The organism is Pseudomonas piscis (genome assembly GCF_009380155.1).
GTDB classification, from domain to species: domain Bacteria; phylum Pseudomonadota; class Gammaproteobacteria; order Pseudomonadales; family Pseudomonadaceae; genus Aquipseudomonas; species Aquipseudomonas piscis.
In genome coordinates, this window is record NZ_WHUV01000002.1 from 1,019,111 (window position 1) to 1,035,046 (window position 15,936).

Annotated in this window: 15 protein-coding genes and 1 pseudogene; 5 read left to right on the forward strand and 11 right to left on the reverse strand. The window is 66.9% G+C overall.

The genetic code is table 11. The features are described 5' to 3' along the window. Positions 1-56 precede the first annotated feature (56 nt). On the reverse strand, positions 57-1,454 hold the full coding sequence (locus tag GDH07_RS14565; RefSeq protein ID WP_085597845.1) for a NarK family nitrate/nitrite MFS transporter: 1,398 nt from the start codon (positions 1,452-1,454) through the stop codon (positions 57-59). Continuing rightward, positions 1,441-2,736 (reverse strand): MFS transporter, encoded by a 1,296-nt coding sequence (locus GDH07_RS14570; protein ID WP_152897995.1) that lies wholly within the window; start codon positions 2,734-2,736, stop codon positions 1,441-1,443. The genes GDH07_RS14565 and GDH07_RS14570 overlap by 14 nt, the downstream gene beginning before the upstream one ends. A 314-nt stretch (positions 2,737-3,050) precedes the next feature. Here GDH07_RS14570 and GDH07_RS14575 point away from each other — a divergent pair, with 314 nt between their 5' ends. The 3 genes from GDH07_RS14575 to GDH07_RS14585 all read left to right on the forward strand — a co-directional run bounded on the left by GDH07_RS14575 (position 3,051) and on the right by GDH07_RS14585 (position 6,244). Next, positions 3,051-4,841: a HAMP domain-containing protein gene (locus tag GDH07_RS14575; RefSeq protein WP_152897996.1), complete on the forward strand. Its 1,791-nt coding sequence runs from the start codon at positions 3,051-3,053 to the stop codon at positions 4,839-4,841. Continuing rightward, positions 4,838-5,485: a two-component system response regulator NarL gene (gene narL, locus GDH07_RS14580; protein ID WP_053129309.1), complete on the forward strand. Its 648-nt coding sequence runs from the start codon at positions 4,838-4,840 to the stop codon at positions 5,483-5,485. Before GDH07_RS14575 ends, narL begins: the two co-directional genes overlap by 4 nt. A gap of 81 nt (positions 5,486-5,566) precedes the next feature. Continuing rightward, a complete protein-coding gene (locus tag GDH07_RS14585) occupies positions 5,567-6,244 on the forward strand; it encodes a Crp/Fnr family transcriptional regulator (RefSeq protein ID WP_053129307.1) in 678 nt (225 codons plus the stop codon). Here GDH07_RS14585 and ubiT read toward each other — a convergent pair. The 7 genes from ubiT to norR form a co-directional block, all read right to left on the reverse strand. After that, positions 6,232-6,732, reverse strand: a complete 501-nt coding sequence (gene ubiT, locus GDH07_RS14590) for a ubiquinone anaerobic biosynthesis accessory factor UbiT (RefSeq protein WP_152897997.1) — start codon at positions 6,730-6,732, stop codon at positions 6,232-6,234. The two genes, GDH07_RS14585 and ubiT, sit on opposite strands and share 13 nt — an antisense overlap. Before the next feature lie 131 nt (positions 6,733-6,863). Next, entirely contained in the window at positions 6,864-7,754 is an 891-nt protein-coding gene (locus tag GDH07_RS14595; RefSeq protein ID WP_152897998.1) for a U32 family peptidase, read from the reverse strand. Positions 7,755-7,764: 10 nt separating this feature from the next. Beyond that, positions 7,765-8,760: a ubiquinone anaerobic biosynthesis protein UbiU gene (gene ubiU, locus GDH07_RS14600; protein ID WP_053129300.1), complete on the reverse strand. Its 996-nt coding sequence runs from the start codon at positions 8,758-8,760 to the stop codon at positions 7,765-7,767. A 131-nt stretch (positions 8,761-8,891) separates the two neighbouring features. Continuing rightward, positions 8,892-10,127 carry a molybdopterin molybdotransferase MoeA gene (locus GDH07_RS14605; protein ID WP_152897999.1) on the reverse strand — a complete coding sequence of 412 codons (1,236 nt, stop codon included), beginning with the start codon at positions 10,125-10,127 and terminating at the stop codon, positions 8,892-8,894. Then, complete coding sequence (gene moaB, locus GDH07_RS14610; protein WP_152898000.1) at positions 10,124-10,678, reverse strand: molybdenum cofactor biosynthesis protein B; 555 nt, start codon at positions 10,676-10,678, stop codon at positions 10,124-10,126. Before moaB ends, GDH07_RS14605 begins: the two co-directional genes overlap by 4 nt. 103 nt (positions 10,679-10,781) lie before the next feature. After that, positions 10,782-11,429 carry a pyridoxamine 5'-phosphate oxidase gene (gene pdxH / locus GDH07_RS14615; RefSeq protein WP_152898001.1) on the reverse strand — a complete coding sequence of 216 codons (648 nt, stop codon included), beginning with the start codon at positions 11,427-11,429 and terminating at the stop codon, positions 10,782-10,784. Positions 11,430-11,510: 81 nt separating this feature from the next. After that, the gene (gene norR / locus GDH07_RS14620; RefSeq protein WP_053129291.1) at positions 11,511-13,031 is read right to left on the reverse strand and encodes a nitric oxide reductase transcriptional regulator NorR; all 1,521 of its coding nucleotides are present in this window, start codon (positions 13,029-13,031) and stop codon (positions 11,511-11,513) included. 178 nt (positions 13,032-13,209) lie between these two features. Between norR and GDH07_RS14625 the strand changes: the two are divergent. Next, positions 13,210-13,644, forward strand: a pseudogene (locus GDH07_RS14625) (hemerythrin domain-containing protein); the annotation flags it as partial. Between the two features lie 57 nt (positions 13,645-13,701). On the opposite strand, the gene GDH07_RS14630 reads toward GDH07_RS14625, so the two are convergent. Together GDH07_RS14630 and GDH07_RS14635 are read right to left on the reverse strand one after the other, a co-directional pair. Next, positions 13,702-14,139 carry a hypothetical protein gene (locus tag GDH07_RS14630; protein ID WP_152898002.1) on the reverse strand — a complete coding sequence of 146 codons (438 nt, stop codon included), beginning with the start codon at positions 14,137-14,139 and terminating at the stop codon, positions 13,702-13,704. Between the two features lie 18 nt (positions 14,140-14,157). Beyond that, complete coding sequence (locus GDH07_RS14635; protein ID WP_152898003.1) at positions 14,158-15,348, reverse strand: NnrS family protein; 1,191 nt, start codon at positions 15,346-15,348, stop codon at positions 14,158-14,160. 360 nt (positions 15,349-15,708) lie between these two features. On the opposite strand from GDH07_RS14635, the gene GDH07_RS14640 reads away from it, so the two are divergent. After that, positions 15,709-15,897, forward strand: coding sequence for a hypothetical protein (locus GDH07_RS14640; protein ID WP_152898004.1), 189 nt, complete (start codon positions 15,709-15,711; stop codon positions 15,895-15,897). Positions 15,898-15,936 lie beyond the last annotated feature (39 nt).

Here is a 15,936-nt window from a genome sequence, read left to right on the forward strand (position 1 = left end):
AGGCGTGCTGCGGGGTTCTGCGCCCCGACTCGGCAAAGGTTGGATACGGGGGCATGTCAGCAAGGGGTCTGGGCGCCCTTGCGGGCGTACCACCACCAGGTCACGACGATGCAGCTCAGGTAGAACACCACGAACATGTAGAAGGCCAGCGCCGGGCTGCCGGTCAGGCTCATCGAGGTGCCGAAGGTCTTGGGAATGAAGAAGGCGCCGAAGGCCCCCATGGCCGAGCTGAAGCCCAGCACCGCGGCCGACTCCTTGCCGGCGTCCTTGAGGGCCTGCTCGCGGGCGGCACTGCCCTTGCCGCTGGCGGCGCGCTCATGCAGGGTGCGAAAGATCACCGGGATCATGCGAAAGGTCGAACCGTTGCCGATGCCGGTGGTGATGAACAGCAGCATGAACAGGCCGAGAAAGCCGTAGAAGTTGCCGCTCTGCCCCGGCTGCGGAATGAACGCCAGCACGCCGAAGACCATCAGGATCATCAGTACGAAGTTCCACAGGGTCACCCGCGCGCCGCCCAGCTTGTCCGCCAGCCAGCCGCCCAGTGGCCGGACCAGGGCGCCCACCAGCGGGCCGAGGAAGGCGAACGTCAGGGCGTTGACCTGGGGAAAGGCAGTCTTGATCAGCAGCGGGAACGCCGCCGAGAAGCCGATGAACGAGCCGAAGGTGGCCAGGTACAACCAGCACATCAGCCAGTTGTGCTTGCGCTTGAAGATCACCGCCTGCTCGCTGAACGAGGCCCTGGCGCTGGACAGGTCGTTCATGCCGAACCAGGCCGCCAGGGTCACCAGCAGGATGAACGGCACCCAGATGAAACCAGCGTTCTGCAACCACAACCGGCCACCGTCGGCCAGCACCTGGGGTTGGCCGCCCAGCACCCCGAACAGGCCGAAGGTGATCACCAGCGGTACGCAGAACTGCATCACCGACACCCCGAGGTTGCCCAGCCCGGCGTTCAAGCCCAGGGCCGTGCCCTGCTGCGACTTGGGGTAGAAGAAGCTGATGTTGGCCATGCTCGAGGCGAAGTTGCCACCGCCAAAACCGCACAGCAGCGCGATCATCACGAACACGCTGTAGGGCGTGGCCGGGTCCTGCACGGCAAAGCCCATCCACAGCGACGGCGCCAGCAGCGAGGCGGTGCTCAGGGCGGTCCAGCGCCGGCCACCGAAGATCGGCACCATGAACGAGTAGAACACTCGCAGCGCCGCTCCCGAGAGTCCCGGCAGGGCCGCCAGCCAGAACAGCTGGTCGGTACTGAAGCTGAAGCCGATGGCGTTGAGGCGCACGATCACCGTGCTCCAGACCATCCACACGGCGAAAGCCAGCAACAGCGCGGGAATCGAGATCCACAGGTTGCGGGTGGCCGTGCGCTTGCCGCTCTGGCCCCAGAAGGCAGGGTCCTCCGGGCGCCAGTCGTGGATCACCGGGCCAGTGCCGGGCGTATTAAGAACCGACATGTTCTTCTCCTTGGGAAATGCTCGAAAACGGTGCCTGGATGGCGGATGGGTGCTTGCCCAGCAGCGGGCGCCGGCGGATCTCGCTGAGGTACATCCAGATCAGCGACACCCAGACCACGCCGTACATCAACATGAAGCAGGAAGAGCGCACGCCGGTGAGGTCCACCAGGGCGCCGAACAGGATCGGCAGGATGAACCCGCCCAGGCCGCCGGCCAGGCCGACGATGCCGGACACCGCGCCCATGTTCTGCGGGTAGTCGTTGGCGATGTACTTGAAGACCGAGGCCTTGCCGAAGGCGAAGGCGATGCCCATGACGAACAGCAGTACGGTGAACAGCACCGGGCTCAGGCCAATGTGCAAGTCCAGCGTGCCGTCGACGGTCTGCACCTGCAGTTGGGTCTGCGGGTAGGACAGCAGGAACAGGCAGATCCAGCTCACCCACAGCACCCACCAGGTCACGCTCTGGGCGCCCCAGCGGTCCGACATCCAGCCGCCGACGGCGCGCAGCACCCCGCCCGGCAGGGAGAAACAGGCGGCCAGCAGCGCGGCGCTCTGCAGGCTGAAGCCGTACTCCTGCACGTAGTACTTGGTCATCCACAGGGCCAGGGCCACATACCCGCCGAAGACGATCGAGTAGTACTGGCAGTAGCGCCACACGGCAGGCTCGGCCAGGGCCTTGAGCTGTTCGCCCAGGCCGACCGTGGACACCCGGCGATGGGCCTTGTTGTCGGCGCTGAAGAACCAGAACAGTAGCGCGGTGAGGAACAGGATGGCGCTGAACACCTTGGGTACCAGTTGCCAGCTGCCGGCGGCGATCAGCGCCGGGGCAAGGAACTTGGTGACCGCCGAGCCTGCATTGCCCGCACCGAAGATGCCCATGGCCAGGCCCTGGTTGTCCTGGTCGAACCACTTGGCGACATAGGCGATGCCTACCGAGAACGAGCTCCCGGCCAAGCCGACGAACAAGCCCAGCACCAGGAACTGCCAATAGGTGGTGGCGTGGCTGACCAGGTACAGCGGCAACACGCAGGCCAGCATCAGCAGGCAGAACACGCTGCGTCCGCCGAAGCGGTCGGTGAGCATGCCCAGCGGCAGGCGCACCAGGGAACCGGTCAGCACCGGGGTGGCGGTCAGCAGGCCGAACTGGGTTTCGTTGAGTTGCAACAGCTCCTTGATCGGCACGCCGAGCACGGCAAACATCATCCAGACCATGAAGCAGACAGTGAAGGCCAGCGTACTCATGCCCAGCACCAGGCCTTGGCGTAAACGCGGTTGAGTCATTTCGGAGTCTCCAGCCAGTGAATCTTGGCTGCAGACTAGGGAGGCCAACCCCGATAAAACTTGACTCCGATCAAAGAAGCCCGGGCGCCTGCATGTCTATGCTTGCGCCGCCTACCTCCAAGGAGGTAGCGCCGAAAAACCTCTGAACCCTTTGTTTATCAGGGTCTTGCCGGTTTCCCCAGGAGCCGCGCGAGGCAACCTTGGGTGAACAACTCTTTGGAGGTAGAGCGCCAGGGACAGGCTGCGAAACAACCTTTTGCCATCCCGGAGCGCTACATGTCCCCTTCTCTGCTGCCCGCTTTCGGTGATCGCCGATGATCGCCTGGTTGCGCAGTTCGCTACCGGCCCGCGCCGGCCTGGCGGTGATCCTGATCAGCGTGCTGGCCCTGGCCAGCTCCCTCAGCGCCGGCCTGATCGCCTGGTTCAGCCAGGGCGACGCAGCGGCGATCAATACCGCAGGTTCGGTGCGCATGGAGACCTACCACCTGAGCTGGAAACTGGCCGCCGGGGCCGGGGCCGACGAGCTCGAGCGCATCAGCCAGAGCCTGCAGCAACGCCTCAACAGCCCGGCGCTCAAGGCCGTGCTGGAAGATGGCAATGACCTCGACCTGCAACTCAGCTACCGGCAGTTGCAGGACGACTGGCAGCAGATCCTGCAACCGGCGCTGCAACGCGGCGATGCCAGGCTGTTCCAGGCCAGCACCCAGCCCTTCGTCGAGCGGCTCAACCAGTTCGTCAGCCTGTTGCAGCACGAGAACGAGCACAAGCAAGGCTGGCAGCAACTGATCCAGGGCGCGGCCTTGTTCACCACCATGATCGTCCTGCTGTTCGGCCTGTACGAACTGCAATCCAACGTGATCAGTCCGCTCAAGGAGCTGGTGGACGCCACCCAGCGCTTTCGCTGCGGCGATTTCCGGGCCCGGGTCAACCACCAGTCCGAGGACGAACTGGGCCAGCTGGCCACCAGTTTCAACGCCATGGCCGAGACCATCGAGCAGTCCCATCGCACCCTGGAAACCCAGGTCCGACAGAAGACCCTGCACCTGCAACAGGCCAACGCCGCGCTGGAGCTGCTGTACCAGAGCAGTCGCAACCTGGCCACCCGCCAGGCCAATGCCGAAGGCCTGGACGAGCTGATCCGGCGCTTCCAGGAGCGCCTGCCGGGCCTGCGCCTGTCGTTGTGCCTGCAAGGCCAGGCCCAGGCCAAGCAACTGCTGGCCCTGCATGGCAGCGACAACCGGCAGATCTGCGCCAGCAGCGACTGCGCCAGCTGCCGCCAGCGCAGCGACAGCCTGGCCTTCGACATCAGCCACCAGGGCGGCGCCTTCGGTGAACTCAAGGCGCACTTTCACAACGGCCTGGAACCCCAGCCCTGGGAAATCGAACTGATCCAGGCCCTGGCCAACCTGATCGGCACCTCGTTGCAGCTCAAGCGCCAGCGCGAGCAGGATCACCGCCTGGTACTGCTGGAAGAACGCGCGATCATCGCCCGCGAACTGCACGACTCCCTGGCCCAGGCACTGTCCTACATGAAGCTGCAGGTCAGCCGCATGCAGACCCTGATGCGCCGGGGCGAGCCGGTGGCGACCCTGGAGAACGTCACCAGCGAGCTGCGTGAAGGCCTGAACACCGCCTACCGCCAATTGCGCGAGTTGCTGACCACCTTCCGCCTGCGGATCCAGGACGCCGGGCTGGTGCAGGAACTCAAGGACACTGCCGGTGAGTTTTCGCGCCGGGGCGAGTTCCAGGTCCACCTGCACATCGACAGCCTGGCCTTCGAGCTGTCGGCCAGCGAACAGATCCACATCCTGCAGATCACCCGCGAGGCCCTGTCCAACTGCCTGCGCCATGCCCACGCGCAAAACGCCTGGCTGCAACTGCGCCAGCACGGCGAACGGCTGTGCCTGTCGATCGAGGACGATGGCCGTGGCTTCAGCGGGAGCCACGATCTGCGCGAGCACCACGGCTTGAACATCATGGACGAGCGGGCCCGCAGCCTGCGTGGCCAATTGCAGATTTTTTCCCGGGAGCCCCAGGGCACCCTGGTCAAGATGGAGTTTCGCCCGGAATTCCTCGGGCGCCTGACAGAAGGTAATCCCTCATGAACCCCTCCCCGCGCCACCGCATCCTGCTGGTGGACGACCATCCGATGATGCGCCGCGGCATCCGCCAGATGCTCGAGCTCGAAGACGACTTCACCATCGTCGGCGAAGCCAACCACGGCGCCGAGGCCCTGGCCCTGCTGGACTCGCTGCAACCGGACCTGATCCTGCTGGACAACAACATGCCGCAGATGAACGGCCTGGAAACCCTGCGCCACCTGCGCGCGCAGGATTTTGCCGGCAAGGTCCTGCTGTTCACCGTATCCGATGCCGAGGACGACATTCGCGATGCCCTGCGCCTGGACGCCGATGGCTACCTGCTCAAGGACATGGAACCGGAGCTGCTGATCCAGTACATCCGCGACGCCATGGACGGCGTCCTGGTGATCAGCCCGGGGCTGACCCGGGTCATGGCCCAGGCCCTGCGCTCGCCACCACGGCAGAACGAAGTCGAGCTCACCGAGCGCGAGCGCCAGGTCCTGCGCAGCATCGCCAGCGGCTACAGCAACAAGGTCATCGGCCACAAGCTGGGTATCACCGAGGGCACGGTCAAGGTGCATGTGAAGAACCTGCTGCACAAGCTGGGCCTGCGCTCGCGGGTCGAAGCCGCCGTGTGGGCCATGGAGCACCTGCGCCAGGTCTCCTGACTGCTCCCTTGGAGGTAGGCCGGTGGAGGCATGGGCCACCGGCGTCCGCCGCCCTACCATGGGCGGCAGCGGAGGTACGCCATGCTCAATCACCCATCCACCGTCCTGCTGTTGCGTCGCCACTACCTGTTCGCCAAGCTGCCGGGCCAGGTCTTCGAGGACGTCTGCGCCCTGGCGACCCTCAAGCGCCTGGCCTGCCACGACATCCTGGTGCGCCAGGGCGAACCGGCCAAGCGCTTCTTCCTGCTGGTCAGCGGCCAGATCAAGCTGTACCGGCTCAACGTCGAGGGCCAGGAACACCTGGTGGAAATCATCCAGCCGGGCCAGACCTTCGCCGAGGCCTTGCAGTTCAGCCAGGCCCACAGCTTTCCGGTGAGCGCCGGTGCCCTCAAGGATTGCGTGCTGGTGAGCATCGACGGCGCGCACTATCGCCACGCCCTGCAGGACCAGCCGCAGGTGTGCCTGGCAGTCATGGCCAGCATGAGCCAGCACCTGCACCAGCGCCTGCGGGACATCGACACCCTGATCCTGCCCAATGCCAGCCGCCGGGTGATCAACTTCCTGCTCCAGGAATGCGACCCCAGCGATGGCCGGGTCGAGTTGCAGGTTTCCAAGCGCCTGGTGGCCTCCAAGCTCGGCATCCAGCCGGAGACCTTCTCGCGGACCCTGCACCGGCTGGTGGACGAGGGCTTGATCAGCATGCAGCGGCGCAGCATCCAGATCCTCGCCCTCGACCGCCTGGCCGACTACCCCGGCTGAGCGCCGGGCCCAGCGGTGCCGGCCAGGCCCTGGCCGGCCCGTTCCAGGTTGCGCCACAACCACCCCGGCAACACCTGCGGGTCAAGGCTGTCGATCAGGTTCTTCAGGGTCAGGCCCAGCTCGGTATCGCCCTCGATCACCAGGCGCCGGCGGAAGAACAAGGTATCCGGGTCTTCCTGGCGGCTGGCCAGCAGCAGGAACTCGCGCCAGTTGCCGCGGATGCTGACATCGGCTCGGGCCCGCCGGGCGATGTGCAGGCCATCGCGCTGGCGCGTCAGGTACCAGGTCAGGTCCAGGTCGCTGATGCGCAGGCACAACCAGCGCCCGCGCAACAGGTCGAACTCGCCATCGGCCAGGGGCTCGGCCAGGCAGCGGTTGAGCGCCTGCTCCAGGGCCAGGCGCTGGAGGCCGAACGGCACCCGGCGTACCAGCGGCAAAATCCGGTCGGCGCCCTTGAGGGCACCTCTAAAAACTACCTGCGTTGCCATCGCTGCGTTAAAAACCGGCTCAAAATGCTCATTCACTTCAAGTGAACTGCGCTTTTTCGCCGGTTTTTGCCTTGCGCTGGCGGCCTCGCCCACGATTTTAGCGACGCCCTTGAGCAGCCATTGCGTAGGTTTCAGCACAGTCCCGCCTCCTCGACCCGCAACATGCCCGCCTGGCCATGCCAGTAACCATTGCAGCCGTCCACACACAGCGGTGGCGCCTCGCCCTGGCGGACCCGGGCGAAGGCCTCCACCACCTGGACCATGCCTTCTGCCCGGGGGCTCAGACGCAACAGGTCGGCGCCACAGGCCACCAGCCCCGGATAATCGGCCAGCAGGTTGGTGACCTCGGCCGACATGGTCTGGATGCCATTGAGGGTGAACAGCGCCTGGCCTTCCTGGCTGCTCAGGGCCAGCCCATCGGGGTAGTTGATGCAGCAGAACTGGCAGTCGTCCTTGGGGCGATTTTCCGCACGGGCGGTGAAGCAACGCGCCGAGTAGGCCAGTGGCAGGTGGCCGTAGGCGAACACCTCGACCTCGGGCAAGGCCCGGCCCAGCCCGGCAACTTGCTCGAGCACGGCGCGCACCAGCGCCGCGGAGCATTCCACCGGTGGCACCCAGCGGATCATCCCGCAGTCCTGCAGCTTGGCCAGGGCATGGCCGTTGTACAGGTTCAGCGCCGGGCCGGCCACGAACGGCAGTTGGCGCTCGGCCAGGAACTGCACCGCGCCCATGTCGTTGGCCTCCACCAGGAACTGGCCGTTGTCACACAGCCGGCGCAGGCTCGACAGCTCGGAGGCGGCCTCGATCAGGGTCAGGCCCGACAGCACGATCTGCGCCGCACCGGCCTGCTGCAGCTCGCGGCCCAGGCCCAGCCACTGGTCCAGGTTGAGCACCCGGCGCTTGGAGCACACGGTTTCCCCCAGGTAGATCACATCCAGCGCCAGGCTGGCCATCTGTTCGTAGAATCGCGCCAAGCGCTCCTTGTCCCAGTAGTAGAGGACGGGTCCCAGGCTGAGCTTCATCGGTAATCCCTCATTGCCATGAACGGTGGTAGGCGCCCAGCGTGGTCTGGCTGCCTTCGGAAAGCCCGGCCAGCACATGCCGCCACTGGTCCTTGACCGCAAAACGCTCGGGCGCCAGGCGATGGGCATCCAGCGCCGCGCGCCAGACCCGGGTGACTTGCTCGACATAGGCCGGGCTGCGCTGGCGCCCTTCGATCTTCACCGCCTGCACGCCGATCGCCGCCAACTCCGGCAGCAGGTCGAGGGTGTCGAGGCTGGTGGGCTCCTCCAGGGCATGGAAGCGCTTGCCGCCGACCATGAACCGCCCCTTGCACAGGGTCGGGTAGCCGGCCGGCTCGTCGGGCCCATAGCGGTCGATCAGCACTTCGCTCAGGCGGGCGCTCAAGCCCTCGGCATCCTCGCTCCAGCGCACCGCCTTGGCCGGCGAGCAGACCCCGCACAGGTTCGGCGATTCGCCTGTGATGTAGGACGACAGGTGGCAACGGCCCTCGGCCATGATGCACAGGCTGCCGAAGGCGAACACCTCGATGGGCACCGCGCTGTTGACCGCCACCTGGCGCACCTGGGCCAGGGACAGCACCCTGGGCAACACCGCGCGACGGATGTTGTAGTGCTGGGAGTAGAACGCCAGGGCACTGGCGTTGGTGGCCGAGCCTTGCACCGACAGGTGCAGGCTCAGGTGCGGATGGCGCTCGGTGGCATAGCCCAGGACCCCGGGATCGGCGGCGATCAAGGCATCCACGCCATGGTCGGCGGCGCGGTCCACCGCCCGTTGCCAGCGCTCCCAGCCCTGGGGCTGGGGGTAGGTGTTGACCGCCACATAGAGCTGGCGCTGGTGTTGGCGGATATGGGCGACGGCGGCGTCGAACTGCTTGTCGTCCATGTTCAGCCCGGCAAAGCTGCGGGCATTGGTGTCATCGCGAAAACCGACGTAGACCGCGTCGGCGCCTTGGCGTACCGCGGCCTTGAGTGCAGGCAGGTTGCCTGCCGGGCAGACCAGTTGCATGGGCATTCCTCTTCAAAGAATCTGCTCCACCCACCTTTCGTGCAGACCGCCAGCAGGCCCGGAGCGCTGGAAAAAAGCGCTGCCAGTCTAGCCAGCGCACCCGCCAGGACCTTGACGATAATCAAGAGCGCTCACTGCATCAGCTCGGCGAACGAGAGGAACTGCACCGGATCGTCCTGGCGCAGTTGCTGCTGGCACTCCACCAGCGCCAGGCCATCGGCCCAGCAGGCGGCACTGAGCATCGCCGAACTCTGCTGGGGATGCAGTTGCACGCGGCACTGGCCGTTATCCCCCGGCACCAGCCGGGCGCGCAGGTACTGGCGCCGGCGATTGGCTTGCGGCCAGTCGAAGCCGGCCGGCAATGCCACCGGTTGCGGCACGACATCGCGCAGGCCCTGGCTGCGCAGCAGGAACGGGCGCAACACCACCAGCGCGGTGATCAACGCCGCCGCCGGGTTGCCCGGCAGGCCGAGCCAGGGCTTGCCCGCCACGGTGCCAAAGGCCAGGGGCTTGCCCGGCTGGATGGCCAGGCGCCAGAAGTCCACCTGGCCCAGTTCGCGGATCGCCTGCTTGAGGTGATCCTCCTCGCCCACCGAGACCCCGCCGGAGCTGAGCAACAGGTCGCATTCCTGGGCGGCCAGGTGCAGGGTCTGCTTGCTGGCCTGTAGTTCATCGGCCATCGCGCCGTAGTCGTGGACTTCGACGCCCCATCCCTTCAGCAGCGCCGACAGGCAATAGCGGTTGCTGTTGTAGATCTGCCCAGGCGCCAGGGGCTGGCCGGGTTCGCGCAGCTCGTCGCCACTGCTCAGCAGGCCAACCCGCAGCGGCCGGTAGACCTCGACCCAACTGACCCCGCAAGCCGCCAGCAGGCCCAGCTCCTGGGCCCGCAGGCGCTTGCCGGCGGGCAACAGTAGATGCCCTTCACGGACTTCTTCGCCGGCCTTGCGCACGTGCTGGCCAACGCTGACCGCCGGCAACCACAGTTGCTGGCCCTCGACCCGGCACAGCTCCTGGGGCACCACCGTATCGGCGCCCGGCGGCAGCGGCGCGCCGGTGAAGATCCGCACCGCTTGCCCGGCCAGCAACGCCGTGGTCGCCGCCTGGCCCGCAGCGACCCGCCCGGCCAGGACCAGGCAGCCACCCGCGGGCGGCAGGTCGGCAGCGCGCAAGGCATAGCCGTCCATGGCGCTGTTGTCCCAGCCTGGCAAGGCACGCGGGGCGTGGACATCGGTCCCGAGGACCCGGCCCAGGGCCTGTTCCAGGGCCAGGCAATGCAGTTGCGGCGGGCGTGGCGCGCGTTCGAGCAAATGGCCGATGGCCAGGTCCACCGGCAGCAGCGTGCCGCTGTCGCAAGGCCCGACGCTCATGGTCGTGCCTCGCAGGCGGCGATGGCCGCGCCGGGTTGCGGCTTCAGATGCGGGGCGAAGTTGCACGGGCCGGTACGGCTGTCCAGCTGGTTGTGCAGGATCTGCGTCCAGGCGGTGCGGCAGGCCCCGGGCGAGCCCGGTACGCAGCACACCAGCACGCCATTGCTCATCCCGGCCAGGGCGCGGGATTGCAGGGTCGACATGCCGATCTCCGCCAGGGAGACCTGGCGGAACAATTCGCCGAAGCCTTCCACGTGCTTGTCCAATAGCGGCAACACCGCCTGGGGCGTGTTGTCCCGGGCAGTGAAGCCAGTGCCGCCGGTGGTCAGCACCACCTGCACCGCCGGGTCGGCGATCCAGCGCGAGAGCGTGGCGCGGATCTGGTAGATATCGTCCCGGACCAGCTCGCGGTCCACCAGCGCATGGCCGGCGGCCTGCAACAGGTCGACCAGGGTCTGTCCGGAACTGTCGGTCTCGAAGGAGCGGGTATCGCTGATGGTCAACACGGCGATGTTCAAGGATACAAAGGTGCGTTGCGACAAATGGGCCATGGCCTGGGTGTCCTGTAGCTGGGGAATCGGCTTTGGGCCCAAGCCTGGACCCAAAGCTCCGGCGGGCCCATTCCTCCTTGGAGGTACCTCCGGGGGGTGCGACTCAGGGCGCCAGGCGCTGACGCCGCCACTGGCCGCCCTGGCGCCGATAGTCGAGACGGTCGTGCAGGCGGTCGGCCCGACCTTGCCAAAACTCCAGGCGCTCGGGTTGCAGGCAATAGCCACCCCAGTGCGCGGGCCGGTGCAGGGGTTCTTCGACGAAGCGGCGGATGGTCTGGGCCAGCAGCGCCTGCAGTTCATCGCGATCGGCCAGCGGCCGGCTCTGGGGCGAGGCCCAGGCGCCGAGGCGGCTGGCCAGAGGCCGGGAATCGAAATAGGCGTCGGACAGCTCATCCGCCAGGCGCGCCACCGGGCCCTCGATCCGCACCTGGCGCTCCAGGGCCGGCCAGAAGAAGGTCATGGCGGCCTGGGGGTTGGCCGCCAGCTCCAGGCCCTTGGCACTCTGGTAATTGCCGAAGAAGGTGAACCCCTCAGCGCTCACCCCCTTGAGCAGCAACACCCGGCCATGGGGCCGGCCCTGGCTGTCCACGGTGGCCAGGTGCATGCTGTTGGCCTCCACGGGAGCGCTCTCGGTTTCCCGCGCCTGCTCCAGCCACTGGCCGAACAGCAGCAGCGGATCGTCCGGTGCCTGCTCTTCGTGCAGGCCACCTAGGGTGTAGTTACGGCGCATCTGGGCAAGGGACAGCGGCATGGCGGTGATCTCCTGGTAAGTGCCGCGCAGTCTGTAAGCAGCGCCACCTACGCGCCTTGACCGCCATCAACGCCGCTGGCGCTACTTGAGCCGCAAGCGCCTGGCCAGCTTGTGCAGGTTGCTCGGGTCCACTGCCAGCAGCCGCGCCGCAGCGGCCCAGTTGTCGCCGCTCAGGCGCAAGGCCTGGACGATGCACTGGCGCTGGCAGGCATCCACCGCATCCCCCAGGGAGGTCAAGGGCACGCCCGGGGCCGCCGGCTGCTCGGGCACCGGTGGCGCTGCCGGGGTGCTGTCCAGGTCCAGGGCTTCGGGCTCCAGGGTGATGATCAGGCTGCGGCTGCCGTCGCGGCTGAGCTGCTTGAGCGCGGCCCGGCCGATCACGTGTTCCAGTTCGCGCACGTTGCCCGGCCAGCGGTAGCCCAGCAGCGCCCGCTCGGCCGCCGCCGACAGGCGCAGCCCGCGCAAGCCCAGGCGGGTTCGGTTGAGTTCGAGAAAGTGCCCGGCGATCAGCAGTACATCGTGGCCACGCTCGCGCAGCGGCGGGATCGGCACCGGGTACACCGACAAGCGATGATAGAGGTCGGCGCGAAACAGGCCATCGCGGATGCTGTCGGGCAAGTGCCGGTTGGTGGCGGCGATGATGCGCACATTGACGTGCAACGGCTTGTCCGCCCCCAGCCGCTGGATCTCGCCATTTTGCAAGGTGCGCAGCAGCTTGGCCTGGACGCTCAGGGGCAACTCGCCCACCTCGTCGAGGAACAGCGTGCCGCCGTTGGCCGCGTCGAAGCGCCCGGCGCGATCGCTGGTGGCACCGGAGAACGCCCCTTTGACATGGCCGAACAGCTCGCTCTCGGCCAGGGATTCGGGCAAGGCCGCGCAGTTGACCTGCACCAGAGGCTTGTGGCTGCGCCGCGACAGGCGATGCAGGCGCCGGGCGAACAGCTCCTTGCCAACCCCGGTCTCGCCCAACAGCAACACCGGCAGCTCGGAGTCGGCCAGCACGTCCAGCTCATTGAGCAACTGGTGCAACACATCGCTCTGGCCGAGGATCTCGCCCTCCTCCACGGGCCGCCGCACATCCACAGGTTCGCTGCGGGATAAGCGCAGGCTGCGGTTCTCCTGCTCCAGGCGGGTGACGCGCACGGCCGCCTCGATCTGCAAGGTGCAGCGCTTGAGTTCGTCCCGGGCGTCATCGTCAAAGGTGCCGGCCTGCAAGGCATCGAGGGTGATCGCGCCCCAGATCCGGCCTTCGATGTACAGGCTCACGCCCATGCAGTCGTGCACGGCCAAGGGTTCGCTGACGGCGGTATCGAGCAGGCCGTCGTAAGGGTCCGGCAGGCGGCTGTCGGGCTCGAACCAGGTCGGCTCGCGCGAGGCCATGATCGCCGCCAGCCGGGGGTGCTGGGCGATCACGAAGCGCCGCCCGAGGGCCTCGTGCACCAGGCCGACGGTGGCCAGCGGCCGCAGGCTGTCGTCCTCCAGGCGCAACAGGCCGACCGCACCGCAACGAAAGTATTCGCGCAGGGTCTGCACCAGTCGTTGCAACCGCACGGCATTGGGCAACTCGACGATCAGGTCGGCGGCCAGGCTTTCTCGCAACATGGTGGTCCTCACCCTCTATGGTCATATCTACCCTGGGAAATCGCGGTGGATTTCACCATAGCCCAGGAAACGGCCATTGATTCCGGGCAATCAAAGCTGGCATGGGCGATGCACTCACCAGGCAGGACCCATACCACCCAGGAACCTCCTGATGAACCAGACACTGTCCCAAAGCGAACTCATCGAACACATCCTGTCGCGTTTTCACGACCGCCACCGCGAGCAACTGCCGGAACTGATCCGCCTGGCCCGCCGGGTGGAACAGGTGCATGCCGGCGACAGCCACTGCCCCGAAGGCCTGGCCGATCACTTGCAGGACATGCAACAGGAACTGGAAAGCCACATGCTCAAGGAGGAACAGGTGCTGTTCCCGCTGCTGCAGCGGGGCATGGGCCGCCAGGCCGGCGCGCCGATCCACGTGATGCGCCTGGAGCACGACCAGCACGGCGAAGCCCTGGAACGGTTGATGCAACTGACGGGGCAGATCACCACCCCAGAGGCCGCCTGCAACACCTGGCGCACCCTGTACAGCGGCCTGCAGGAGTTTCGCGACGACTTGCTGGAGCACATCCAGCTGGAAAACGACGTGCTGTTCACCCAGGCCCTGCAATAACCCGCACCCCTCCCGGACCGGCCCGCTCCCAGGTGGAAACGGGCCGGACCGCGCCGGTCAATGCCAATAGAACATGGCCTTGGCCAGGATCACGATCAACACCATATGCCCAAGGATGCTGCGGCGGATGCCCAGCGCCCGGGCCTCGCTCAGGCGTCCGCCCAGCAGCCAGAACGCCAGCAGCAGGTAATGGCCGATGATGCTCAGGGCCAGGACGATCTTCAGCCCCAGCAAGCTGGCGAAGGTGCTGCCCAGCGGATGCGCCAGGGCCAGGCGATGGTGCCAGGCCAGGCCAACGCCGGCGCCATAGAGCAACAGCACCACGCCATGCAGGACCTTGCGCGAACGCACCGACAGCGCCTGGTCGACCCCGGCCTGGGCCGCGGCCGGCACCTGGCGGCGCACCGCCGGCCAGATGAGCAGCTCGAAGAACAACGTGCCGATGAATGCGATGGCCGCCAGCAGGTGGATCAACAACAGATAGGGATAGAACATCCTGGACTCTCCCGGACCTTAACCTGGGTGGCCGTCGACCCGTGGCTGCAGCAGCATCGGCCCGTAGCGCCAGGCATACAGGGCGAAGGCCAGGGCCCAGCACGCGCCCGCCAGCCACAACCCGGCCTGGGGCAGCCAGGGCACCAGCAGCACCCGGCAGACGCCGGCCAGGTTGATCAGGATAAAGGCCTGGGTCATCCCCGCCGGTGGCTGCAACGGCCGTCCGGTATGGCCGAGGCTGACCCGCGCGATCATCGCCAGGATCAACCCGGCCATGGCGCCGATGGTCAGGCAGTGCACCGCCAGGCTCGGGTTCAGCGCCACCCCGCCATGCCACAGGGCCATGCCCAGACAGGCCAGCGCCAGCCAGGCATAGGCCAGGTGCAGCGACCACAGCAGCGGTACCTGCCACAGACCGCGATCATGCCAGCGCCACAGGCGTACCAGGTGCCCGAGCGCCAGGAAGACGAACAACAGGCCCAGCCAGGGGCTCGGGGCCAGGGCCAGCCCAGCGGCATACAGCAGCGCCACCAGGGCCGAACCGCCCAGCAACAGCCAGTCGAGCCAGGGCCAGGGCGCCACCGCCTCGGCCCGCCCCAGCCCGCGCTGGGTGAAGAACGGAATCACCCGGCCACCGATCAGGCCCATGATCGCCGCCACCAGCCAGATACCGGCCAGCACCGCCTGGCGCTGCCAGCCCTCATCGCCACGCACCAGGCCGCACACCGCCAGGCCATCCACCGCCGTCAGCAACAGCAGGACCAGCACCAGCGGATAGTTGCGCTGCTGGCGTACCCGCCACAGGGTCCGCGCCATGACCAGCGCCACCAGCAATGGAAAACCCAGTTCCAGCAGCGCCAGCAGCGGCCAGGGCAGGTTCGCCAGCCAGGCTACCCGGGCGGCCAGCCACAACAGCGCCAGGCCCGCCAGCGGCTTGCCGGACAGGCCCGGCTGGCCGGTCCAGGTCTGCACCGCGGTGAGCAGGAACCCGGCGATGATCGCCAGGCCGAAACCGAATACCAGCTCGTGGCGGTGCCAGGCCAGCCAGCCGCCCGCGGGCTGCCAACTGCCCAGCACGCCCTGCAGCGCCGCCAGCCACAGCGGTATCGCCAGCAGCGCGAGGACGCAGCCGGCGAGGAACATCGGACGGAACGCCAGGCGCAACAACGGCGCTACGGCCAGGGCCTTACGGCGATCAAGTACTTGCATCAAGCCACTCCTTACCTTGTTGCCGGTGCTATCCACGGCGAAGCGAATCCCGGCGTCACCTTCTGCCATTCGCCGACCGTCGCCGCTGCGCCACATCAACGAAGCAGTCGATGGGCTGGTCGACGACAACCGCAACCTGGCTGTCCAGGCTTGTATTGCAAGGGTCGTGCCCTGTGCCCGGGCGCGGCTGGCCGGCACCCTTGTGCCCATCACAGGGTAAAAACAACCCGGTCATGGTCATTAGAACCCTAATCAACAGGGTCATTTAAACCCTGCCGCCATTCAGGCCCAGGATTTGCGGGCGCCCGGGCCTGGTCCGGGTCTTGCTCGGCAAGGCTGTCCCGCGTTCCTGGAGTTCCCATGAAAAACATCATCCAGCCCCTGGCCTGGTTCTGCATCCTCAGCGCCCTGGTGGCGGCCGCCAGCGGTATTTCCCTGAGAGCCTGTTCACGCTCTAGCGAGCGACGCTCAGGCAAGGCAAAAATGGCTGAGAAAGCGCAATTTAGGGCCCTAAATGAGCATTTCGAAGGCATTTTTAACGCCGCATGAGCTAAGCGCAGCAGATCGTGAACAGGTTCTGAGCCTGGT